A 23,784-nucleotide genomic window follows, 5' to 3' on the forward strand; every position below is an offset into this window, starting at 1 on the left:
GCGGCGTTGAGGACCTAAGGCCCTACGTCTGGACGTCCGCGCCGATCACGCTGGTGATATGCCGGACACGATGGTCGACGCCGAGGTCGTCAGGGACGCCGTCGAGTTGGCATGTCGCGCACCCTCGTTGCACAACAGCCAACCCTGGCGGTGGGTGGCCGCCGATGGTGTCCTGCACCTGTACCTGGATCGCGATCGGGTGATGCGGTCTGCCGACGACGGCGGCCGTGAGGCGCTGATCAGTTGCGGTGCGGCGCTCGACCACCTGCGCGTCGCCCTGGCCGCCGCAGGTTGGCGAACCACTGTCGAGCGCTTCCCCAATCCCAATGACCCCGCCCATCTGGCCTCGATCGATTTTGTGCCCATGGAGTTCGTCACAGATGCCCACCGCCGACTGGCCGACGCGATCCCGCTGCGGCGCACCGACCGCCTGCCGCTGGGCGCTCCGCCTGAGTGGGAACGCCAGGAGACCCTGCTGCGCGCGCGAATCGACCCCGGGCTGCACCTCGACGTGCTCAGCGGCGATGCGCGGGCCCAGCTGGCGGAGGCGTCGACGCTCACCGAGGCGCTGCGCCTTTACGATTCGCCCTATCACGCCGAACTGGGCTGGTGGACCGCGCCGATCCAGACCGAGGAAGGCATCCCGTACAGCTCGCTGGTGTCGGCTTCGGAAAGCGAACGCGTCGACGTCGGCCGCAGTTTCCCAGTCACCGGCCACACCCAGCGCAGGGCCGCGCTCGGCGAGGACCATGCCCAGGTGGCGGTCCTGTCCACCGACGGCGACACCCGCGACGCGGCCGTGCTCAGCGGCGAGGCGCTCTCCCGCATTTTGCTGGAATGTACCGTTGCGGGCCTGGCGAGCTGCACCGTCACCCACGTGACCGAACTGGCCGTCGGCCGCAACATCATCACCGCGCTCATCGGGCGAGATACCTTCCCGCAGTTACTCATCCGTATCGGGGTTGCCCCGACCCTGGAGAAGGTGCCAGCGCCGACCCCACGCAGGCCGCTCGACGACGTCCTGACGTTCATCTGACAGAGAGGCCGCCATGTCCGACATCCCTTCGCCTGCCGTCGTCGTCGGTATCGACGGATCGCGCACCGCGATCGACGCCGCGCTCTGGGCGGTCGATGAGGCCGTCGAGCGGGACATTCCACTTCGGCTGCTGTATGCGATCGAACCCGAGGAAGATCACGCCAGTCCGGATGACGCCGCACGGGATCTCGCGACCGCCGAGATCGCGATCCGGTATGCGTTCATCGCCGTCGAGGCCACGATGCAGCCGGTCAAGATCGAGGTGGAAATCCGGCAGGAGCGGCCGGAGCGGGCACTGGTCGCCGCGTCGCGGTCTGCGGCGCTGATCTGCGTCGGGGCGGTGGGATTGAAGAACGCCACGCGCGGCCAGATCGGCTCGACCGCGGCCGCGATCATCCGGTCGGCGCACTGCCCGGTGGCGGTCATCCGCCGGCGCGCGGTGCCTGTGTCGAATCCGGGGTACATCCTGGTCGAGATCGACGACTGGACCAACGCCGACGGCGTGCTGCAAAAGGGCATCGACGAGGCGCTGCTGCGGCGCGCTCCGCTGCGGGTGCTGGCCACCTGGCAGTCGCGGTTCACCGACGTCCACGACGTCGGCGCCGTCGCCGAGGCCAACCGGCTCGCCCTGGCGCAGCTGGACCGGCGCCTGGCCGGCTGGCGTCGACGCCATCCCGAACTCGACGTGCAGGCGTTGACCAATCACGGCACCATGCTTGACTATCTGGCCAAGGCGGCCGACTCGGTTCAGCTGGTGGTGGTTGGCGCCGAGCGCTCCGGCGGCGCAGGCGAGCTGGTCGGACCGCGTGGCCTGGCCGTGCTGCACGACACCGACTGCGCCGTTCTCACTTGCGATCGTCACCGTCGCTTGTGAGACTCGCTGTGGCAGGACGGACAGCGCGAAGGGTGGTCTATGGTCAAGGTCTTCCTGGTCGATGACCACGAAGTCGTGCGGCGCGGCTTGATCGATCTGTTGAGTGCCGATCCCGAGCTCGAGGTCATCGGGGAGGCCGACTCGGTGTCGCAGGCCCTGGCGCGGATACCCGCGCTGGCGCCCGACGTCGCGGTGCTCGACGTTCGGCTGCCCGACGGCAACGGCATCGAACTGTGTCGTGATCTGCTGGCGCGGATGCCCGATCTGCGCTGTCTGATGCTGACGTCGTTCACCTCCGATGAGGCCATGCTGGACGCGATCCTCGCCGGGGCGAGCGGATACGTGGTCAAGGACATCAAGGGCATGGAACTGGCTCAGGCGATCAAGGACGTCGGGGCGGGCCGCTCGTTGCTGGATAACCGCGCCGCGGCCGCGCTGATGGCCAAGCTGCGCGGCGACGCAGAACGGTCCGACCCGCTGTCCGGATTGTCCCAGCAGGAGCGGGTCCTGCTCGACCTGCTCGGTGAGGGGTTGACGAACAAGCAGATCGCGGCGCGAATGTTCTTGGCGGAGAAGACCGTCAAGAACTACGTGTCCCGGTTGCTGGCCAAGCTGGGCATGGAGCGCCGCACCCAGGCGGCCGTGTTCGTCTCCAAACTCGACCGCGACCACCACGGACATCAGTAGGCCATCGGTAGGTCACCGGTAGACGCGGCCCGTCGACGGCCACGACGACGCCGGTCGGTGGGGTCATGGCGGGGTCCGACCATACCGCGGGTGAGCGGCGTCAGTGCCTCACCAGGACGGTGGCCTGCGGGGTGTGGCGGGAAGCGGATCGGCGCCGGGAACGGCCCACCCGATCCGCAGCAGCATCTGCGGGAACGCGCCGTCCTCGAAGATCTCGCTGCGCAGCGCCGCCCGGGTTTCGGCGATCTCCAGCGGCTCGGTGATCGGGCAGCTCGCCAGCCCGAGCGCGGTCGCGGTCAGCAGCACCAGGCTGGTCGCCTCACCGGCGCGCAGCCGCGCCAGCTCGTCGTCGTCGCGCGTTCCCAACACGATCACGGCACCGTTGTCCTCGATATCCGCCGACCCCGGCGGTTGGGCCAGCGCGGTACCGGCGAAAAAGCGTGCCGGTTTGGGCGCGGTCGGGTGGGGGACCGGTGTGTTGCGGGCCGGGATGCCGGCCCGCGATCCGTATCGGCCGCTCCATTCGGTTAGTTCGTGCAGGTAGTCGATGTCACCGGCATGCGGCAGCGACGCCGCGCGCTCGATGAGTTCGGCCAGGTTCCCGATGGACTCGGCCCGGCGCAGCGTGACACCGGCCCGCGCGGCCCGCGCACCCATCAGCGCGATGTCGGCGGGGGAGACCTGCCTACTGCCGTAGCGGCGCCTGTCGGTGCGCCGGTGCGGGATCGCCGCGGCGAGTGTGAGATCCAACTCGCTGGGTTCGTGGGGCTGAAGGCCGAGCGCGGCGAGGTGATTGCGGTCGCCCGGGTCGGGAAAGCGCTGGATCCTGGCGCGCCAGCCGAGCGCGGCCAGCGCGGTGACGGCGTGGTGTAGGGACGCGCCGCAGCTCAGGATCAGATCGCGGCGGTCCGGATCGATGTTGGTGAGGTGCAGATCGGGCTCGGCGTACAGGTCCAGCCCGTCGGGCCGGGCCCGCCAGCGCCACGGCTGGGAGTTGTGCACCGACGGTGCCCGTCCCGCCATGAGCATCGCCGCCCGGATGGTGTCAGGGTTCGGAATGGCGCTGACGGTCATCGTTCCACGGTGCCTCAGGCCACCGCCGAACCGTCAGAGCACCACGACCTCGGGCTCGGGGACCTTTGGCCCCCCGCACCCCGTGGGATTCGGCGCGCTTTCGTACGCTGCGCGTCGAAAAGCGCGCCGAAATCGCAGGGGTTACGGGGCTTCGGGGCTGACCTTGGCCATGGCGAGCACGTCGAGGCGCTTGTCCAGCTCATCCACCGACAGTTTGTCGCCGATCAACCCCAGGTCGATGACGGTCTGACGGATCGTCTTCTTGTCCTTGAGCGCCTGCTTGGCCACCTTGGCGGCCTGCTCGTAGCCGATCGCCGAGTTCAGCGGTGTGACGATGGAGGGCGACGACTCGGCGAGCTCGCGCAGGTGTGCCTCGTTGGCCACCAGGCCGTCGATGCACTTGGCCGCGAACAGCTTTGACACGTTCGTCAGCAGGGTGAAGGACTCCAGCAGGTTGCGGGCCATCATCGGGATGTAGACGTTGAGCTCGAACGCTCCGGACAGCCCGCCGACCGTCACGGCGGCGTCGTTCCCGATCACCTGCGCGGCTACCTGGGTCACCGCCTCCGGGATCACCGGGTTGACCTTGCCCGGCATGATCGAGCTGCCCGGCTGCAGATCGGGCAGGTGCAGTTCACCCAGGCCGGTCAGCGGGCCCGAACCCATCCAGCGGACGTCGTTGGCGATCTTGGTCAGCGACGCAGCGATGGTCTTCAGCGCGCCGGATGCCTCGACGAGGCCATCACGGGCCGCCTGAGCCTCGAAAGAGTCTCTCGCGGTGCGCAATTCGGCGATGCCGGTCTCGTTCGTGAGCACCTCGACCACCCTGGCGCCGAAGCCGTCGGGTGCGTTGAGCCCGGTGCCGACGGCGGTGCCGCCGATGGCCAGTTCACCGAGCCGGGGAAGACACCCGCGCACCCTCTCTATGCCGGCCTGGACCTGGCGGGCGTAGCCGCCGAACTCCTGGCCGAGGGTCACCGGGACGGCGTCCATCAGGTGGGTACGGCCGGATTTGACGACGGTGTGCCACTGCCGCGCCTTGCCCACCAGTGACTCGTGCAGCACCTCGAGCGCCGGGATGAGATGGCGCACCGCGGCTTCGGTGGCGGCGATATGGGTCGCGGTCGGGAACGTGTCGTTCGACGACTGAGACATGTTGACGTCGTCGTTGGGATGCACCGTCACACCGTTGGCAGCCGCAATGCTCGCGATCACCTCGTTGGTGTTCATGTTGGAGCTGGTGCCCGAACCCGTCTGGAAGACATCGATCGGGAACTGATCGTCGTGCAGTCCGTCGGCGATCTCGGCGGCCGCGGCGATGATCGCGTCGGCCTTCTCGGGCGCGAGCAGCCCGAGGTCCTTGTTCACCTGCGCGCAGGCCCCCTTGAGCAGGCCTAGCGCACGGATCTGGGTGCGCTCCAGGCCGCGGCCCGAGATCGGGAAGTTCTCCACCGCGCGTTGGGTCTGGGCGCGCCACAGCGCGTTGATCGGCACCCGGACTTCGCCCATGGTGTCGTGCTCGATCCGGTATTGGACGCCGTCTGCTGATTCGACAACACTGTCGCCGGTCATGTTCTCCCTTGGTGTGTTCGTTGTTACGGAAGGGGGTGTGCCGCGGTGAGGTCTCCGGTGAAGTCGATCGCGGAGTACTCGTTGAGCTTCGACAGCCGGTGGTAGGCCTCGATCATCCGGACGGTGCCCGACTTGGAGCGCATGACGATGGATTGGGTGGTGCAGCCGCCCGCGGCGTAGCGAACTCCCTTGAGCAGGTCGCCATCGGTGACACCGGTGGCACAGAAGAAGACGTTCTCGCCGGACACCAGATCCTCGGTGCGCAGGACCTGGTCCAGGTCGTACCCGCGGTCGAGTGCCTTCTGGCGCTCGTCGTCGTCCTTGGGTGCGAGCTGGGCCTGGATCGCCCCGCCCATACAGCGGATGGCGGCCGCGGCGATGATGCCTTCAGGGGTGCCGCCGATACCGGCGAGCAGGTCGGTGCCCGAATCGGGCCTGCACGCGGAGATGGCGCCCGCGACGTCGCCGTCGGTGATCAGCCGGATGCGTGCGCCGGTGGCGCGCACCTCGGCCATCAGCGGCTCGTGCCGGGGCCGGTCGAGGATGCAGACGGTCATGTCCGACAACGACAGGCCCTTCGCCTTGGCGACCTGACGGACGTTCTCACCGATCGGCGCGGTGATGTCGATCGCATCGACGGCGTCGGGCCCGACGGCGATCTTGTTCATGTAGAACACCGCCGACGGGTCGAACATGGCGCCGCGCTCGGCCACTGCGAGTACCGAGATGGCGTTCGGCAGACCTTTGCTCATCAGCGTGGTGCCGTCGACCGGGTCGACGGCGAAGTCGCACAGCGGTCCGTCGCCGTTGCCGACCTCTTCGCCGTTGTACAACATCGGGGCGTTGTCCTTCTCGCCCTCGCCGATCACCACGATGCCCTGCATCGACACCGAATTGACCAGCTCACGCATGGCGTCGACGGCGGCGCCGTCGCCGCCCTCCTTATCACCGCGGCCGACCCATCTGCCGGCTGCCATGGCTCCTGCCTCGGTGACCCGAACGAGTTCCAGGGCCAGGTTGCGGTCAGGTGTCTCACGGCGCGAAGGGCTCATGGCTGGTGATTCTCCCAGAAGGTGGCCGGCGTCGAACACCTGGGATACTGACGGTTGTGACGTCTCCGCCACAGCCCGGCCCGCCGGGCCCGCACATCGCCGGCCCCCCCGGTCCGAAGCCGCCCAAACCCCGGCTGCTGCAGGACGGCCGCGACATGTTCTGGTCCATCGCGCCGCTGGTCCTGGCGTGCATCGTGCTGGCGGGGGTGCTCGGCATGTGCTCGTATCAGCCGAGCGGACCCGTCGCGGGTCCCGCCCCCTCCTACGACGCGCCGGCGGCACTGCACGCCGATGCCGTTGCGCTGCCGATCCCGGTGCGGCTGCCGCAGCTGCCCGAGGGGTGGCAGCCGAATTCGGGTGGCCGCGGTGGCGTCGACGGCGGCCACACCGACCCCGCCACCGGCAAGGCGATGCACGCCGTGAGTACGCGGGTGGGTTACCTCGCGCCGAGCGGCATGTACCTGAGCCTGACCCAGAGCAATGCCGACGAGGAGAAGCTGGTCGCCTCCATCGACCCCGATGTGGTGCCGACCGGGGTGCAGGACGTCGACGGCGTCACTTGGGTGGTCTACACCGGCGGTGAGGGCACCGAACCAGTGTGGACCACACGGCTCGACGGGCCGACCGGGCCGGCGCAGGTGGCCATCACCGGCGCGGGCAGTACCGAGGAGTTCCGTACTCTGGCGGCAGCGACGCAGGCGCAGGCCCCCCTTCCCGCGGTCTAGCCTGCGCGAAGTCCGCCAGAACGGAGTCGCCATGACCGCCCCGCAAACCGATCTGACCGGATGGACGGCCGCTCCGTTCACCGCCGCCGGGCTGACCCACGACGTCTACCGCAAGGGTCAGGGCCCCGGTGTGGTGCTCATCCCGGAGATGCCCGGCCTCACCCCGCAGGTGCTCGGTCTGGGTGATCACTTGGTGGACAACGGGTTCACCGTCGCCGCGCCGTCACTGTTCGGTGTGCCGGGTCGGCCAGTCTCCTTCCCGGGCAGCGTGCCGACAATGCTTCGCGGTTGTGTGGCAAGGGAATTCGCGGCCTTCGCGACCAACGCCGACCGGCCGGTGGCCCACTTCGTGCGGGCGCTTGCGCACGACCTCAACGAGCGGACCCCGGGCAGGGGAGTCGGGGTGATCGGCGAGTGCTTCACGGGCGGGTTCGCGTTGGCCGCCGCGGTCGACGACGCCGTCCTGGCGCCGGTGCTGAGCCAACCGTCGCTGCCGGTGCCGCTGACACCGCGGCGGCGCCGCGACCCGGGGCTGTCCGAACGCGAACTGCAGGTGGTGCAGCGGCGCGCCGCCGACGACGGCCTGTGCGCGCTCGGCCTGAGGTTCAGTGCGGATCGTCTCTCGCCGCGCGAGCGGTTCGCGACGCTGCAGGATCGGCTCGGCGACGCGTTCGAGATCATCGAGATCGATTCCGCGCCGGGCAATCCGCACGGTTTCGGCAGGATGGCGCATTCCGTGTTGACGCTCGAGGTGAGGGAGGCCGACGGTCACCCCGCCTACGAGGCGCGCAAGCGGGTGGTGGAGTTCCTCAGACAGCGGCTGGTCTGATCCAGCGCCTCCTCCGTCTGCACCGACCTCTGCACGGTGGTCGTGGACCGGCGGGCGGGGCACTGCAGTCACGCACGATCTCGGCGCGCAGACACGCCCTAATCGCCGGTCGGCTGTTGCGGCGCCGGCGCGGCGGCGGGCTTCGGTGCGCGGCTCCGCAATCGTTCGATCAGCCGCTGCAGCAGGCCGGGTTCATCCGGTGGTTGGTCCCCGTCCCTGTCCCGATCGCTGTCCCCATCGACATCCCCGTCGACATCCCCGTCGACATCGAGCGGCACCCCGTTATTCACCCACAGGTACACGCCGATGGTGGTGACCACCACGATCATCAACACCGGTCCGATCACCACACCCCAGAACCCGAACATGGCGATGCCCGCGAACACCGCGAGCAGCATGAGGGCGGGGTCCAGCCGGGCTTCCTTGGGCACCAGCAGCGGGCGCAGGACATTGTCGATGTTCGTCACCACGATCAAGTGGAACGCCACCACGAAGATGCCGCCGAAGACGTTGCCGAAGAACATCATTCCGATGCCGAACGGGATCGTGACGATGCCACTGCCAAGGGGGATCACCGAAAGCGCGCTCAACATCACGGCGAAGATGAAGAAGCCCTGGTGGAATCCGGCGATGTAGATCGAGATCGCCCCCGCGATGCCCTGTGCGAGCGCGATGACGAACTGACCCTTGACGGAGCCGCGGACCATCGCGCCGGTCTTGGCCAGGTACAGGTCGGTGATCTCTTCGCCCAGCGGGTTGAGCCGGCGGATCAGTGTGAGCAGTTTGTCCTGGTTGACCAGCAGCGAGATGAACACGTACAGGAAGATGATCGACGACGTGATCCCGCCGACCACCCCGCCCAGCGCGCCCTGCAGCACGTGCAGCAGCCATTCGCCGACGCGCTGGGAGACGGTGATGACCGCTTGACGCAGTGAGTCGGCGGTGACATTGATGTTCAGGAAGGGCACCCGGGCGAGCAGTTCGTTGATGAACCGCAGCGCGCGTTCACCAAGCGTGCTGACGTCCGTGGCGGCGATCCAGCCGCTGACGGCGTTGACCATCTGGGTGATCTGGACGACGGCGAGGATCACCACCATCGTGACGGGGATGATCACCATCAGCAGCGCTGCCAACAGCGTCAGGGTGGCCGACAAGCCGGTGCCGAACCGTCGCCGCAGCCGCTGATAGAGCGGGGAGAACAGGTAGGCAGCAACCGCGCCCACCACGATGAGGATAAAGAAACCGCTGAGGAAGTAGGCGGCGAACAGCAGGACTAGCAGCGTGAACACCGACAGGGCACGCTTCTGCGTCAGGGTGAGTTCGTCGTGCAGCACAGCACCCCCTTCGCGTCGCCGAGGAAGAACCCTATCTCTCGGCGAGCAGTGCCTGCCATGAACGGCTCTGGAATCCCAGCACTTTCCTGCGCCCGCGCCGTGTCCATCCAGTCGGTGGCGAACCACTCAGTGATGATGGGCGATCTCGGTGAGCCTCTCACGGTGGGCCGGGTAGGCGTGCACCAACGCCGTCGCCAGTTTGGGCACCGCGTGGGTCAGCTGGTGTTCGGCGTGGTGGGCGATCTTGTGCGCGTCGGTGATGGTCACTTCTGGGTCGGTATCCAATTCGGCGTCGGCGTGCAGTCGGTGTCCGATCCAGCGCATCCGCAGCGAGCGAACCGCGATGACGCCGGGTTGCGCGGTAAGGGTCCGCTCGGCGGCGTCGACGAGGTGCGGGTCGACGCCGTCCATGAGGCGGCGGAATACGTCGCGCGCGGCGGTCCGCAGCACCGCGAGGATGGCGGCGGTGATGATCAGGCCGACGATCGGGTCGGCCAACGGAATGCCCAGCGCCACCCCGCCTGCACTGAAAAGCACTGCCAGGGAGGTGAATCCGTCGGTGCGGGCGTGCAGGCCGTCGGCGACCAGGGCCGCCGAACCGATGCGCCTGCCGATCCGGATCCGATAGGTCGCAACCAGTTCGTTGCCGATGAAGCCGATCAGTCCCGCCGCGGCGACCCAGCCGAGGTGCTCGATCGGTACGGGATCGATGAGCCGTCTGACCGCCTCGTAGCCCGCCACGATAGCGGACAGCGTGATCATCGCGACGACGAACAGTCCGGCGAGATCCTCGGCGCGGCCGAACCCGTAGGTGTAGCGGCGGGTCGCGGCACGGGTCCCGATCGCGAACGCGATCCACAGCGGGATGGCGGTCAGGGCATCGGAGAAGTTGTGGATGGTGTCGGCGGCCAGCGCCACCGAACCGGAGACCGCCACGACCGCGACCTGCAGCAGCGCGGTGATGCCGAGAACGACCAGGCTGATCTTGACCGCCCGTATCCCGATGGCGCTGGATTCCAACTCGCTGTCGACGCTGTCGGAGTGGTCGTGGGAGTGCGGTGCGAAGAACTCCCTGACGGCGGCGCCGAATCCGAGCCGGTGCTCGTGCACGTGCGGATGCGGGTGGTCATGGTGCTCGTGGCGGTGCCCGCGCGATGAATGGTTATCTGCATTCATAAGCAGATAGTAAAGCATCGATGGTCGGCCGGTGCACGGCGTCGGCGCAGGCCCGGACTCAGGCGGCGACCGGGAGCAACCGGTTCAGCACATCGCCGACGGTGAGCACACCGGACACCGCGCCGCCGCGGGTGACCAGCCACAGATGCGTCCGGGTCTCCCGCATGGTTTGTAACGCCTGATACACGGGCGTTTCGGCGGGCACCGTCAACACCTGCCGCATCAGGTCGCCCGCGGTGGCGCCAGGGGCGGCCCGCACACTGTCCCGCACGTGGACGACCCCGGCGACCGCGCCGTCGGCGCCGAACACGAGCAGTCGCAGGTGCCCGGTCTCCATCGAGCGCCGGTGGATCTGCGCCACGTCGGCGTCGAGCGGAACACCCATCAGGGGGGCGGAGTCCGTGATATCCCCGACGGTCAGCTTCTCCAGTTCCAGCGCGCTGATCAGGTTGGCGTGATAGCGCTCGTCGAGTGTGCCCAGCGTCGCCGAATGTTCGACGAGATGTCGCAGCGCGTCGGGGTTCTGCCCGGTCTCCACCTCGTCCACCGGTGTGACCCCGACTCGGCGCAGACACCAGTTGGCCGCCCGGTTCAGGGTCAGCAGCAGCGGGCGGGTCAGCGCCATGAACCCGCGCATGGGCAGCGCCAGCATGGTCGCCGACCGCTCGGGATGGGCGATGGCCCACGATTTCGGGGCCATCTCGCCGAGTACCAGGTGCAGGAACGTCACGATCAGCAGGGCGAGCACGAAACCGCCCGCGTCCGCCGTCCAGGACGGCGCCCCCCAGCTCTGCAGCACCGGTGTGATCCAGTGGTGCACAGCCGGTTTCGTGATGGCGCCGAGCGCGAGCGTGCACGCCGTGATCCCGAGCTGCGCGCCGGCGAGAAGCAGGGACAGCTCGGTGGTGCTGCGCAGCGCCGCGCGGGCCGAGCGGCTGGTCGTCGCCGCATCCTCCAAGCGGTGCTTGCGCGCCGCGATCAGGGCGAATTCGACCGCCACGAAGAACGCGCTGGCCGTGATCAGACCGATGGTCACGACGACGATCACCAGTGGATCACTCATCGGCGGGGCCTTCGGCCTCATCGCTACGCACCCGAACCAGTACCGACGCCGGCACATGCCTGTCGACAGCGGCGACCGTCGCCACCAGCTGTTTGGCGGACGGCGAGTCCGACAACAGGTTGGCGCCCTCGGGTTCGAGCGGGATCTCCACCGTGTCTCCGACGGCGGGCAGCCTGCCGAACCGCGCCAGCAGCAGACCGGCGACCGTTTCGTAATCGCCTGCGGGAAGCCGTTCGTCGAGCACCCGTTCCGCCTCGTCGAGATGCAGGTCGCCGGGCAGCACCCAGCTGTCGCCCTGACGGACGACCTCGGCGCGGTGCCCGGTGTCGTGTTCGTCGGCGATCTCGCCGACGAGCTCCTCGGCGATGTCCTCGGCGGTGACGATGCCCGCGAACCCGCCGTACTCGTCGATCACCATGGCGATCTGCTCATCGGCGGCCATCAGCTGCCGCACCACCGCGGGCAGCGGCAGCGACGACGGCACGGTAAGTGGCGGCCTGCACCGCGAACCGGCGGTGCCGGTCGGATCGGCGCCGAGCAGATCGTTGAGATCGACCACGCCGACGATGTCGTCACCCGACCGGTCGGCCACCGGATACCGAGTGTGGCCCTTGGCCATTCGGTCCAGCACCGCGTCGATGGGTTCGTCCTCGCGGACGGTGTCGACGCGGATGCGGGGAATCATCGCGTGCTCGGCCGTGCTGGTGGGGAAGTCCAGGATCCGGTCCAGCAGCACGGACAGCTCGCGGGGCAGGTCCCCGGCGTCCCTGGACGCTGCGACGATGTGCTCGAGGTCGCGCGGGGTGGCGGAGTGCTCGACGTCGTGCACCGGTTCGATGCGCAGCACCCGCAGCAGCAGGTTGGACGACTGGTCGAAAAGCCAGATCAGCCAGCCGAACAGCCGCAGGTACAGCGTCGTGGACGCGGCCAGCGCGCGCGCGACGGGTTCGGCGCGCGCGATCGCGAGGTTCTTGGGAAACAACTCGCCGAACAGCATCTGCACCAGCGTCGAGAAGAGCAGCGCGACGGTCGCCCCGACGGCGACGCCCACCCCGGTCGGCACCGAGGCCGCCCCGAGCAGCTGGGCGAGCCCCCGCCCGATGAGCGGTTCGGCGACGTAACCGACGAGCAGGCCGGTCACCGTGATCCCCAGTTGCGCACCCGACAGCATGAACGAGGTGCGCCTGGTCACCGACAACGCGCGGGCAGCCGCAGAGTCGCCCGCCTCCGCGCGAGCCTTCAACCGCGACCGATCCACCGCCATATACGAGAACTCTTGAGCGACGAAATACCCGGTCAGCGCCGTGATGAGCAGCACCACAGCAACGCCGACAGCGATGCCGCCGAGTGCCGTCAGCAGGATCCCACCTCCGGCCGGTTGCTCCCGTCAGGCCGGGGTGGGACAGGTCTTCGGGGTTTTTTGGCGGCGCGGCGCATGCTTCCCTTGTCGTCGTTGCGGTACGGATCCGAGGATAGCGGCCCCGTCGAACCAGAGCTGCCGGGCGATCGCCGCCGCACAACCCGAACAACTCACCCGAAGGGGGTGATGTCCCGTCCCCCTGCCCACGTGGGATGGTGATGGCAATGTCCACGGGGTCTACGGGGAGCGCTCAACGGTCACGCGTCAGGCGGGCCGGTTCGGCGCTGGGCCGCCCACGGTTCCGTGATGTCATCGCCGGCCTGGTGACGGGATTGTTCTCGATCCCCGAGGGCATGGCCTACGCCAGCATCGGTGGGTTCAACCCGGTCGCCGGGCTGTACTCGGGTGTGGTGTCCACGATCGTCGGATCGATGTTCGCCCGGACCGTGCTGATGGTCACCACGCTGACCAGCGCGCTGGCCCTGTCGTCGCGCAGCGTGCTGACGGAGGCGGGGCTCGATCCGGCCGATCCGGCCAACGTTGCCGCGCTGGCCGTCGTCGTCGGGCTCGTGATGCTGGTGTTCGGCCTGCTGAAGTTCGGCTCGATCATGAACTTCGTCTCCAACGCCGTCATGACCGGTTTCACCACGGGCATCGCGCTGCAGATCATCGCCGGGGTCGTCAAGGACGCCACCGGCTACCGGCCGGACAGCCACAACACCATCGGCAAGTTCGTCGACGCGTTCGCGCACATCGGGTCATGGCAACTCGCGCCGTGCGTGGTGGCGCTGGGCACCGTCGCTGTCTGGGCGGTGTTCAGGCTGGTCAAGCGGCTGGAAGCGTTCGCGACGCTGATCGCGCTGGTGGTGGTGACCGCCGTCGTCACGGTGGCGTCGATCAGGGTCGACCTCGACGTGGAGACCGTCGGCGACATCGCGTCGATCCCCAACGCGCTACCGTCGCTGTCGATCCCGAACTTCGAAGCGATGCCCGGCCTGCTGCTCGGCGGCCTAGCCGTCGCCCTCGTCGGCCTGGCGCAGGCGGCGGGCATCTCGGCCGCGGTGCCCAACCCCGACCGCAGCAGGCCCAGCACGTCCGGCGACTTCGTCGCGCAGGGTGCGGCCAACGTCGCGGGCGGATTCTTCGGGGCGCTGCCGACGGGCGGGTCGCTGTCGCGAACCGGGGTGGCGGTATCGGCGGGTGCGCAGACGCGGTGGGCGGGCATCTTCGCCGGGGTGTGGCTGGCGGTGCTGGTGCTGGTCGCCGGTTCGACCGCCGAACTCATCCCGATGCCGGTGATCGGCGGGCTGATCCTGGTCATCGGTGCTGAGTTGGTGGCGGGCCGGTGGGCCGACATCACGCTGGTGATCCGGACCGCGCCGCTGTCGGCGCTGGCCATGCTGGTGACCTTTCTCGCGACCACCCAGCTCCCGCTGCACACCGCGATCCTCATCGGTGCCATCACCTCGCTGGTGCTTTACTGCGTGAAGGCGTCGCAGGCCGCCCAGCTGATGGCCATGGAGCGCACCGATGACGGCGAATGGGTGATCGTCTCGGTGCCCGACGCCGTGCAGAGCGACGCGGTGACGGTGTTGCAGTACACGGGGGTCGGGCTGTTCGCCGAGGTACCCCGCATCGACGAGGACTGGCCCCGGGTGGCCGACTCCCACAACGCCGTGGTGGTGCTCGGCGTGCGATCGCTGCCCGACGTCCCGTCGTCGAAGGTACTCAAGGCGATCCGCCGATGGGCTCAGGACCTGCGCGACAACGGCGGCCGGTTGATCATCGCCGGTGCCAGCCCGGCCACCGTCACACTGCTGCAGCGCGCGGGTCTGACGGACGTGCTGGGGCCCGACGGGGTGGTGCCGGCGAGCGATCGGGTGTTGGGCGCGACGGAAGAGGCCGTGGCACGCGGGCGCCGGTGGATTGCCGACCACGGCGACGCCGCGCCGCCGATCGCCTGACCAGGCCCGGACCTGCGGCAGGTCGCCCGGCCAGCCCAGGAGGGCACGGCGAAGCCGTGGCTGTCGCACGATGGTGCGGGGATCACGCGGCTGACCGACGGATGGATCCGACTGTGGCGCGGCGAGATCGGCGCGGCAGCGGAGGACTTTCTGACCGTCGACGCCGCCGTCGGGCACGGCTACCCCGACCTCGCCCGGCTGATGCTGGCCTTCGCGGTGTCGGCCGCAGACGATGTGTCAATGGTGCGCACCGCGGAAGCGGCGGTGGGGCGTATGACCGAGACCGATACGCACGGCGCTCCGTGGAGCAGCTACCGGCGTGCGGGCCGCGCCGCGGGCTGCGACACGCAACTGGCGTTGCGCCTCGCCGAAGGTGCGGAGGGTTCCGACGTCCCCGGCTACCAGCGGTCGGGTGCCGCGCTGACCCGTGCGCTCGTGGCATGGCAGGACGGGCACACCGAAGCCGCGCACCGCTTCCTGGAGGACGCGCTGGCCCTGGTCGCACCGCAGCGGGTGCGCTTCTTCTTCGTCGACAACCACGACCAGCCGTGCCGGGACTCGGCCGCGGCGGCCGGTTCCCGCGACCTCACCGCCAGGGAGCGCGAGGTGCTCACCCACCTGCGCACCCCGATGACGTCGGTGGAGATCGCGCAGGCGCTGTCGATGTCGGTGAACACCTTCAAGACCCACTGCAAGTCGATCTACCGCAAGCTGGGGTGAGCACCCGCCGCGAGGCGGTCCGGCGCTGGTGACGTTCAGTCTTCTGACGTTCAAGCGGTGGATCAGTCGCGGGCGAACGCCGCCGCCGCCTCCCGCTCCAAGTCGACGTACACATCCTCGCCGACGTCGACGCCCACCCCGAGGATTCGGCCGCCGGTGAACTCGAACCCCGGGGGATAGGACCGGCTCACCGGGTCGGCGCTGTCGAAGCCGACGCACAGCCCGTCACCGGACAGGGTGAACTTCCCGGGCTGGGTACGCAGCGGCCCTTCGGCCACCACATTGTCACCGACGTAGAGCTTGGCGGTACCCAACGATTCGCCGTGCTCGCCCGCACTTTCGCGGACGAACTCCACGCCCAGCGTCAGATCGCCGGCCGGAAGTTCCGGCGAGACGAACGTCTGCTCGGGTTTGATGCCCAGGAAGTTGTACACGTAGTGCAGCTTGCGGTCCTTGATGAACAGCGTGTGCCCGCCGAACCGGGAGCCGTGCGCGAAGATCACGCCTTGGCTGTCGGGGGTGACCGAGACGTCGGCAATGATCTTGTACGACCGGCCGCGCACATTGACCGCCGCCCCCTCGGGCACCGGCGAGGTGTCGGGGTAGTACACGTAGCGCGAACGCGGCGGCTCGGCCTGCGGCCGCTCGACGGCAAGCATCTGCGTGGCGGTCCGATCATCAAGCGGCAGGACGAAATTCGCCTCCGCCTCTTCGAACCACGCGTCGATGAGTTCCTGCAGCTTCTCCGGGTACTCGACGGCCAGGTTGCGCGACTCGGAGCGGTCTTCGTCGACGTGGTAGAGCTCCCAGGCGTCCTTGTCGAAATTGCCCTTGTTGCTGATCGGCGCGTGGACGGCCGACGCTTTCCAGCCGTCTGCCCAGATGCCGCGGGTGCCCAGCATCGAGAAGTACTGGCGTTTCTTGGTGGTCGGCGCGTGCGCCTGATCGAAGCTGTAGCGCATCGACACCCCGTTGAGCGGGTATTGCTCGACCCCGCGGTACACCGCAGGCATCTCGAGGCCGGTGACATCGAGGATGGTCGGCACGATATCGGTGGCGTGGTGGTATTGGTGCCTCATTTCCCCCTTGGCCTTGATCCCGTTGGGCCAGTGCACGATCAGGGGATCGCAGGTGCCACCCGCGTACTGCGAGTACCGCTTGAACATCTGGAACGGCGTGGAGAACGCGGTCGCCCAGCCCGTCGGGAAGTGGTTGTACGTCTCGGTGCTGCCCAGCGTGTCGAGGTACTGGAGGTTCTCCTCGAGGCTGTCGGGGTAGCCGTTGAAGAACTTGTTCTCGTTGACCGACCCGTGGGGGGTTCCCTCACCGGACGCGCCGTTGTCGGCGCAGTAGAAAATCAGCGTGTTGTCCAACTGCCCGCTGCGCTCGAGGTACTCGATGATGCGGCCGGTCTGCACATCGGTGTACTCCGAGAACGCCGCGTACACCTCGGCCATGCGGCTGAACAACCGCTTCTCGTCGTCGTTGAGGTCGGCCCACGGCCGCACGTCGTCGGCCGGATTGGCGACATCGGCGGGCATCGGGTTCAGCTCGGAATACTGCGTGCCCGCGGGCAGCACACCCCGCTCGATCATCCGCGCCAGGACCCAGTCGCGGTACGCCTCGTAGCCGTCGTCGAACGCGCCCTTGTACTTGTCGATGTATTCCTGCGGCGCGTGGTGCGGGGCGTGGTTGGCGCCCGGGCAGAACCACATGAACCACGGCTTGGACGGGGTGGCCGAATGCTGGTCGCGCAGCATCCGCAGCGCCTGGTCGGCCAGGTCCTTGGAGAGGTGGTAGCCCTCGTCGGGCCCGTAGGGCGGCTCGATGAAGTGGTTGTCCTCGACCAGGTCGGGATACCACTGGTTGGTCTCCCCGCCGAGGAACCCGTAGAAGCGGTCGAAGCCCTTCGACAGCGGCCACTCCGACCGGTTGCCGCCGGCGTTGATGTCCTCCTCGGGCACGTTGTGGTTCTTGCCGAGCCAGAACGTCGAATAGCCGTTGTCCTGCAGCACCTGGCCGATGGTGGCGCACTCGGCGGGCAGCCTGCCCGCGGCGCCGGGAAAACCGTTGGAGCCCTCGGTGATCGATGCGCACCGGTTGACGTGGTGGTTGCGGCCGGTCAGGAAGATCGACCGGGTGGGCGAGCACAGCGCGGTGGTATGCCACTGCGTGTAGGCGAGCCCGTTGTCGGCGAGCCGGTCCAGCGTGGGCATGTTGATGCGCCCGCCGTACGGCGACCACGCGGCAAGGCCGGTGTCGTCGTAGAGAACGATCAGGATGTTCGGCGCCCCTTCCGGCGCCCTCTTCCGGGTGTAGGGCGTCCAGTCCGGGACGGAGTCCCGGACGTCGAGCTTGATGACACCCTTGAACGGCTCGGTCATGCCAGTCCTCTCCCGCGGCGTGTGTCGCCAGTCAACACCGCAGGCTAAGCCGTCCGGCCCGAAATGCGCTATCCCCCCGCCAGGGTGATGTCATTCCACGCGAAGCACTGGCGGAGGTGTCCAACCACCGTCCAGCACAGGGACCTTCGGCCAGTAGGCGCGGATGTAGAGGGTGAAGTCCGCGCCGGCTGGTGCGGGCAGCCAATTGCCGTCGCGGTCACCGCCGGGTGGGTCGGATTGCACGTGGATGGTGAGGCTGCCGTCGTCGTCGGTGCGCAGGGTGGAGTTCTTGGTGCCCAGTGAGTACCTGTTCAGGGCGTTGGGGGCGAAGAAGTGGTGCTCGTTGTAGAGGGTCAACGACCAGAACCCGTCACCGAAGTCGGGGACCTGGACCACCACGGGCGTCTGATCCAGCGCTGCAAAGCCGTTGCCGTAGACGACATCCTGGTTGGGGCAGGCCACCTGGCGCTCCTCGGGCGAGATGTAGTCGGTCAGCATGCCCAGGGTGTTCAGCGGAGCCAGTGGCAGCGGTCCGGCCATCACGTGTGCGGTGACGTGTGACTGTTTTTGCCTGCGGTTGAGTATGTTCACCAGCGGCCACGCCCAGAAGTAGGCATCCTTGGCGACCAGGCGGGCGTAGGCCTCGGTGATCGTCGTCGCGGCCACCGGCCCAGGTGACAGCGCTGCACCCCAGCCGGGTGACAATGCGGCGGGCAGCTGTATGCCCGGTGTTCTCGGCACCTTCTTCCTTTCCGACGATGGATGTGGACATCTCGGACATCAGGTCTCGCTCAGGGCGGGGTCATGGCGTGTCGGTTCTGCTGATGCACCGAAACCCGATGTGGCTCATGCCGGTGTCGATTGGCTGGGGCCTGCGTGCGGCGGGCCGATAGCGCATGCAGTAGCTGTCGGCGCACAGGAACGATCCACCCTTGACGACTTTGCGCGGAACCCGGAACTGCGGCTGGGCGGGATCGTAACTATTTTCGGCGCAACAGGATTCGACGGCGCGGGTGTCAGTGTACCAATCGGTGGTCCACTCCCACACGTTACCGGCCATGTCGAAGAGCCCGTAGCCGTTGGGCGGGAAGCTGCCCACCGGGGTGGTCTGGCCGTAGCCGGTATCGGGCAGGTAGGGGAATTCGCCGTGCCAGTAGTTGGCCAACTTCTGCCCTCGCGGCTCGGGTTGATCACCCCAGGTGAAGGCGGTGCGGGGGAGTCCGCCTCGGGCCGCCACCTCCCACTCGTTCTCGGTGGGCAGCTCGCGGCCGGCCCACTGGGCGTAGGCTGCGGCGTCTTCGAAGGCGATGTGCACCACGGGGTGGCTGTCCCGGTTGCGCAGCGACGAGCGCGGCCCCCGCGGATGCTTCCAGCACGCGCCCGGCGTCCATGTCCACCACTGACTGAGGTGGCGGAGATCGACCGGACCGTCGGTCCGGTGGAACACCATCGATCCCGGCTGCAGGTTCTGCGGCGGGGCTCCGGGGTAATCGTCCGGGTTCAGCGGCCGCTCGGCGACGGTGACATATCCTGTGGCATCGACGAATTCGGCGTACTGGGCATTGGTCACCTGGTGCGTCTGCATCCAGAAACCGTCGACCGTCACCTCACGGGCCGGGGCCTCCTCGGGGTAGTGCCGCTCGGAGCCGAGTGCCGCGGTCTGCGCGGGGACCCAGAACAGGTCATCAGCCACGGTCGGCCCCGCGGCCCTGTCAGGCAAAGACGTTCGCCCAGTCGTCGCGGATGCTTGCGACGGTCCACCCCTTCGACGATGCAAGGTCCAGCGCTTTATCCGCTCCGGCGGTGTAGTCGAATTCGCGATCGGCGTCATCGTGGTGGACGAGCAGGCTCAGCGACGGTCCGGACCCCGCGCTGGTGTACTCCAGCATCTCGATGTCGCCGTTGGAGTTTCCCGCGGCGAGGATGGGCCGTCTGCCGGTGCGGCCCCAGATGCGGACCGGTTTGACCGGGCCGTCGTTGAGGAACTCCGGCTTGGACGTGGTCACCAGATTCCCCTCCCTGAAGTCCAGCCCCACCGAGCTGCCGATCACCCGCTCCGGGGGCACCCCGTACAGCTGGGCGGTGATCGGCCGCATGAAGTCGCGGCCGCCACCGGACACGATGTAGTTGGTGAATCCGTTGGCCTCCAGGTAGCGCAGCAGCTCCACCATGGGCAGGTAGCCACACGCGGTGTAGGGGCGGCCCAGGGTGGGATGACCGGCCTCGCCGAAAAACGCCCGCACCCGCTCGGAGTGCTCCTCGACCGTCAGCCCCTGGTAGGCCGAAAAGATGCCTCCGGCAAGAACGTTCAATGCCGAGTCGTCGCCGTTGTAGTGCTTGGTGACGGCGTCACCGAACCAGGCCAGGTCGCCCGATGCCGCAGCGGCGTACGGCTGCTTGTCGGTCAGCGACGGGTCCGCTGTCGCCTGCTCCGCCAGGCGGCGTACAAGGAAGTCCAGCTGGATGTAGGCCGGCTTCTCCACCCACAGGGTGCCGTCGTTGTCGAAGACGGCGACGCGTTCCTCCGGTGCGACAAAGTCCGTTCCGGGTGTGACGACGGTGTCCACGAAGGCAACGATTGCTGCCTTGGTGGGCCCGTCGCGCCAGCTGTCGAGTTCGCCCACGGTCAACCGGCGGTCGAGCCGAGGAATCGCTCCAACTCTTCGACCGCGTCGTTGATCGTGAACGATGCGGGTTCCTGCCGCGGCGGGAACTCCTTGAACGTGTCCAGGAAGCGTTTCACGAGCGCGGAGGCGTAGAACATCATGAAGATCCGGTCGATCAACCAGTCGTAGTACGTGTTCGACGTGATGTCGGCGCGTTCGAACGGGTCGGTGCGCAGGTTGAACAGCTTCGGTGCGCGCAGCTTGGTGAAGGGTTCGAACCAGACCTGCAGCGTGCCCTGGCAGCGCTGCTCCATGAACACGACCTTCCAGTTGCCGAACCGGATGCCCAGCACGTCGCCGTCGTCGGAGAAATAGATCATCCCCGGCCGGGGGCTCTCGTCCACTTCGCCGGTCAGATACGGCAGCAGATTGAAGCCGTCGATGTGCACCGTGTACGTCATATCACCGGCCGTATGCCCGGCTTTCAGCTTGTCGACGATGCCATCATCGCCGGCGGCCGCCAGGAAGGTCGGCAGCCAATCATGGTGTTGCACAACGCCGTTGGACACCGAACCGGCCTTGATCTTGCCGGGCCAGCGGATCAGCTCGGGGATCCGGAAGGCGCCCTCCCAGTTGGTGGCCTTCTCGCTGCGGAACGGCGTGGTGGCACCGTCGGGCCAGCTGTTGGCGTGCGGGCCGTTGTCGGTGGAGTAGACGACGATGGTGTCCTCGGCGATGCCCAGCTCGTCGAGCAGGTCGAGCAACTGGCCGACGTGGCCGTCGTGGTCGATCATCGTGTCGTGGTAGGCCGACTGCCAGCGGCCGGCCTGCCCGCGGCTCTCCGGCTTGGTGTGGGTCCGGAAGTGCATGTGGGTGGTGTTCATCCAGACGAAGAAGGGCGTGTCGGCCTCCTGCTGGCGTTTGATGAAATCAACGCAGGCCGCGGTGGTTTCGTCGTCGATGGTCTCCATCCGCTTCTTGGTCAGCGGCCCGGTGTCCTCGATGCGCTGCTTGCCGACCGGGCCGTAGCGCTCGTCCACCTCACTGCTGTCGGTGTCGGTGGCCCAGGAGTGGATGACCCCGCGCGGCTTCAGGGCGTCGTAGAGCAGTGGCGCCTCTTCGCGGGTCGGGTAGTCCTCGTGCTCGGGTTCCTCCTCGGCATTGAGGTGATACAGGTTGCCGAAGAACTCGTCGAAGCCGTGCACGGTCGGCAGGTGCTTGTTCAGATCGCCCAGGTGGTTCTTGCCGAACTGGCCGGTGGCGTACCCCAGCGGCTTGAGCAGTTCGGCGATGGTCGGGTCTTCCTTCTGCAGACCGACGTCGAAGCCCGGCATGCCGACCTTTGAGAGGCCGGTGCGATAGACACTCTGCCCGGTGATGAACGACGACCGGCCCGCGGTACAGCTCTGTTCGCCGTAGCTGTCGGTGAAGAGCATGCCTTCGGCGGCGATCCGGTCGATGTTCGGCGTGGAGTAGCCCATCATCCCGCGGCTGTAACAACTCAGATTCCAGATGCCGATGTCGTCGCCCCAGATCACCAGGATGTTGGGCTTACCTCCGGGCATGACTGACCTCCTGCTGGGCGCTTGGTTGTGCACGGTGATGCTTCCAGCCGAGCATAGGCGGGCACATCACCCCTTTCGGATGATCTTTGGTGATTCGCGTCGCGGGGTCAGTCCTTGCCCAGGAACGCGTTGAGCTTCTCCACGGCCTGGTCGACGCTGAAACTCGCCGGTTCGTGCCGCGGCGGGAACTCCCGGAATGTGTCAAGGAACTTCGTCGCCATCGCGGTCATGTAGAACACGAAGAAGTCGTGCTTGAACAGCCATTCGTAGTACGTGTTCGAGGTGATGTTGGCGTACTCGTAGGGATCGGTGCGGAGGTTGTACAGCAGGGGCACGCGCAGCACGGTGAAAGGCTCGGCCCAGATGCGCAGCGTGCCTTGGCAGCGCTGCTCCATGAACACGGCTTTCCAGTTCTCGAAGCGCATCGCGACGAGATCCCCGTCATCGGAGAAGTAGAAGAACCCGCGCCGCGGGCTCGCCTCGACCTCGCCGGTCAGGTAGGGCAGCAGGTTGTAGCCGTCGATGTGCACCTTGTACTGGGTCTGGCCGTCCGCGCCGGCCGTGTGGCCGGTCTTGAGCTTTTCGACGATGTCGGGTTCGCCGGCCGCCGCCAGCAGTGTGGGAAGCCAATCGTGATGCTGGATGATCTCGTTGGAAACCACGCCCGCCGCGATCTTGCCGGGCCAGCGGATCAGCTCCGGCACCCGGAAGGCGCCCTCCCAGTTGGTGTCCTTCTCGCTGCGGAACGGCGTGGTGCCGGCGTCGGGCCAGGTGTTGCGGTGGGGGCCGTTGTCTGTGGAGTAGATGACGATGGTGTCCTCGGCGATGCCGAGTTCGTCGAGCACGTCGAGCACGGTGCCCACGTTCTTGTCGTGGTCGATCATCGTGTCGTGATACGCCGACTGCCACAACCCGGCCTGTCCGCGGCTTTCCGGCTTGGTGTGGGTGACGACGTGCATGTGGGTGAAGTTGCACCAGACGAAGAACGGATTGCCTGCCTCGTGCTGGCGCTTGATGTAGTCGACCGTTCTGTCGGCGATGTCGTCGTCGATCGTTTCCATGCGTTTGGTGTCCAGCGGGCCGGTGTCGGCGATGGTCTGCTTGCCGACCGGGCCGAACTTGGCATCGTCGGGTTCCGTGGAGACATCGGCGGTGGCCTTGCAGTCGAGTACTCCACGTGGCAATGCGAATTCATAGAGCCTCGGGAATTGATCCTTGTGGGGGTAGTCGTACTGCTCCGGCTCCTCCTCGGCGTTGAGGTGATACAGGTTGCCGTAGAACTCGTCGAACCCGTGCACCGTCGGCAGATACTTGTTCAGATCGCCGAAGTGGTTCTTGCCGAACTGGCCGGTCGCATAGCCGAGGGGCTTGAGTAGCTCGGCGATGGTCGGATCCTCGGCGGCCCAGCCGATCGGCACACCCGGCATTCCGACTTTGCTCATCCCGGTGCGGTACACGCTCTGCCCGCTGATGAAGGCCGCCCGGCCGGCGGTGCAGCTCTGTTCGCCATACGAGTCGGTGAACCGCATGCCCTCGTTGGCGAGGCGGTCGATGTTCGGGGTGCGATATCCCATCAGGCCGTCGCTATAACAGCTCAGATTGCTGATCCCGATGTCGTCGCCCCAGATGACCAGGATGTTGGGCTTTCCGTTGGGCACGACTGCCTCCTCGTAGTGGAGTATCGATTTCGAGTTCCTCGGCAAGGGCCACGCTATGCGCCGCGCAAGCCGATGTCAGGGCTTGCGCGGATTGGTCAGATATTC

General features: G+C 67.6%; 20 protein-coding genes. 7 read left to right on the top strand and 13 right to left on the bottom strand.

Annotated features, from left to right (window positions below; translation table 11 throughout):
• Positions 1–58: 58 nt before the first annotated feature.
• The 3 genes from ADBZ6K_RS11220 to dosR are packed head-to-tail and all read left to right on the top strand — an operon-like array spanning position 59 to position 2,597.
• A complete protein-coding gene (locus tag ADBZ6K_RS11220; protein ID WP_526346519.1) occupies positions 59–1,036 on the top strand; it encodes a nitroreductase family protein in 978 nt (325 codons plus the stop codon).
• Between the two features lie 13 nt (positions 1,037–1,049).
• Entirely contained in the window at positions 1,050–1,910 is an 861-nt protein-coding gene (locus ADBZ6K_RS11225; RefSeq protein WP_526346521.1) for a universal stress protein, read from the top strand.
• A 39-nt stretch (positions 1,911–1,949) separates the two neighbouring features.
• Positions 1,950–2,597 carry a hypoxia response regulator transcription factor DosR/DevR gene (gene dosR, locus ADBZ6K_RS11230; protein WP_526346523.1) on the top strand — a complete coding sequence of 216 codons (648 nt, stop codon included), beginning with the start codon at positions 1,950–1,952 and terminating at the stop codon, positions 2,595–2,597.
• A 108-nt stretch (positions 2,598–2,705) separates the two neighbouring features.
• Here the strand turns inward: dosR and ADBZ6K_RS11235 are convergent, their stop codons facing one another.
• The 3 genes from ADBZ6K_RS11235 to glpX form a co-directional block, all read right to left on the bottom strand.
• Complete coding sequence (locus tag ADBZ6K_RS11235; protein WP_526346525.1) at positions 2,706–3,671, bottom strand: Acg family FMN-binding oxidoreductase; 966 nt, start codon at positions 3,669–3,671, stop codon at positions 2,706–2,708.
• A gap of 141 nt (positions 3,672–3,812) precedes the next feature.
• On the bottom strand, positions 3,813–5,243 hold the full coding sequence (locus tag ADBZ6K_RS11240; protein ID WP_526346527.1) for a class II fumarate hydratase: 1,431 nt from the start codon (positions 5,241–5,243) through the stop codon (positions 3,813–3,815).
• A gap of 23 nt (positions 5,244–5,266) precedes the next feature.
• Complete coding sequence (gene glpX, locus ADBZ6K_RS11245) at positions 5,267–6,295, bottom strand: class II fructose-bisphosphatase (protein ID WP_526346529.1); 1,029 nt, start codon at positions 6,293–6,295, stop codon at positions 5,267–5,269.
• Between the two features lie 56 nt (positions 6,296–6,351).
• Between glpX and ADBZ6K_RS11250 the strand changes: the two genes are divergently transcribed.
• Both ADBZ6K_RS11250 and ADBZ6K_RS11255 read left to right on the top strand, forming a co-directional pair.
• Positions 6,352–7,020, top strand: coding sequence for a DUF4245 family protein (locus ADBZ6K_RS11250; protein WP_526346531.1), 669 nt, complete (start codon positions 6,352–6,354; stop codon positions 7,018–7,020).
• 31 nt (positions 7,021–7,051) lie between these two features.
• A complete protein-coding gene (locus tag ADBZ6K_RS11255) occupies positions 7,052–7,849 on the top strand; it encodes a dienelactone hydrolase family protein (RefSeq protein WP_526346533.1) in 798 nt (265 codons plus the stop codon).
• Between the two features lie 98 nt (positions 7,850–7,947).
• Here the strand turns inward: ADBZ6K_RS11255 and ADBZ6K_RS11260 are convergent, their stop codons facing one another.
• The 4 genes from ADBZ6K_RS11260 to ADBZ6K_RS11275 all read right to left on the bottom strand — a co-directional run bounded on the left by ADBZ6K_RS11260 (position 7,948) and on the right by ADBZ6K_RS11275 (position 12,782).
• On the bottom strand, positions 7,948–9,180 hold the full coding sequence (locus ADBZ6K_RS11260) for an AI-2E family transporter (RefSeq protein WP_526346807.1): 1,233 nt from the start codon (positions 9,178–9,180) through the stop codon (positions 7,948–7,950).
• A 129-nt stretch (positions 9,181–9,309) separates the two neighbouring features.
• Positions 9,310–10,359, bottom strand: a complete 1,050-nt coding sequence (locus ADBZ6K_RS11265; protein ID WP_526346535.1) for a cation diffusion facilitator family transporter — start codon at positions 10,357–10,359, stop codon at positions 9,310–9,312.
• Between the two features lie 58 nt (positions 10,360–10,417).
• Positions 10,418–11,422: a CNNM domain-containing protein gene (locus ADBZ6K_RS11270; RefSeq protein WP_526346537.1), complete on the bottom strand. Its 1,005-nt coding sequence runs from the start codon at positions 11,420–11,422 to the stop codon at positions 10,418–10,420.
• Positions 11,415–12,782 (bottom strand): CNNM domain-containing protein, encoded by a 1,368-nt coding sequence (locus tag ADBZ6K_RS11275; protein WP_526346809.1) that lies wholly within the window; start codon positions 12,780–12,782, stop codon positions 11,415–11,417. Before ADBZ6K_RS11275 ends, ADBZ6K_RS11270 begins: the two co-directional genes overlap by 8 nt.
• 224 nt (positions 12,783–13,006) lie before the next feature.
• On the opposite strand from ADBZ6K_RS11275, the gene ADBZ6K_RS11280 reads away from it, so the two are divergent.
• Positions 13,007–14,746 (top strand): solute carrier family 23 protein, encoded by a 1,740-nt coding sequence (locus tag ADBZ6K_RS11280; RefSeq protein ID WP_526346539.1) that lies wholly within the window; start codon positions 13,007–13,009, stop codon positions 14,744–14,746.
• Positions 14,747–15,019: 273 nt separating this feature from the next.
• A complete protein-coding gene (locus tag ADBZ6K_RS11285) occupies positions 15,020–15,466 on the top strand; it encodes a response regulator transcription factor (RefSeq protein ID WP_526346541.1) in 447 nt (148 codons plus the stop codon).
• Positions 15,467–15,528: 62 nt separating this feature from the next.
• On the opposite strand, the gene ADBZ6K_RS11290 is transcribed toward ADBZ6K_RS11285, so the two are convergent.
• The 6 genes from ADBZ6K_RS11290 to ADBZ6K_RS11315 form a co-directional block, all read right to left on the bottom strand.
• A complete protein-coding gene (locus tag ADBZ6K_RS11290) occupies positions 15,529–17,850 on the bottom strand; it encodes an arylsulfatase (protein ID WP_526346543.1) in 2,322 nt (773 codons plus the stop codon).
• Positions 17,851–17,940: 90 nt separating this feature from the next.
• Positions 17,941–18,591: a DUF1214 domain-containing protein gene (locus tag ADBZ6K_RS11295; RefSeq protein ID WP_526346545.1), complete on the bottom strand. Its 651-nt coding sequence runs from the start codon at positions 18,589–18,591 to the stop codon at positions 17,941–17,943.
• Positions 18,592–18,652: 61 nt separating this feature from the next.
• Positions 18,653–19,543, bottom strand: a complete 891-nt coding sequence (locus ADBZ6K_RS11300; protein ID WP_526346547.1) for a formylglycine-generating enzyme family protein — start codon at positions 19,541–19,543, stop codon at positions 18,653–18,655.
• A 19-nt stretch (positions 19,544–19,562) separates the two neighbouring features.
• Complete coding sequence (locus ADBZ6K_RS11305; RefSeq protein WP_526346549.1) at positions 19,563–20,480, bottom strand: HAD family hydrolase; 918 nt, start codon at positions 20,478–20,480, stop codon at positions 19,563–19,565.
• Positions 20,477–22,021, bottom strand: coding sequence for an arylsulfatase (locus ADBZ6K_RS11310; RefSeq protein ID WP_526346551.1), 1,545 nt, complete (start codon positions 22,019–22,021; stop codon positions 20,477–20,479). Before ADBZ6K_RS11310 ends, ADBZ6K_RS11305 begins: the two co-directional genes overlap by 4 nt.
• 107 nt (positions 22,022–22,128) lie before the next feature.
• Entirely contained in the window at positions 22,129–23,679 is a 1,551-nt protein-coding gene (locus ADBZ6K_RS11315) for an arylsulfatase (RefSeq protein ID WP_526346553.1), read from the bottom strand.
• Between the last annotated feature and the right edge of the window lie 105 nt (positions 23,680–23,784).

The sequence above is a fragment of the Mycobacterium sp. genome, from assembly GCF_044223235.1.
Classification (GTDB): Bacteria; Actinomycetota; Actinomycetes; order Mycobacteriales; family Mycobacteriaceae; genus Mycobacterium.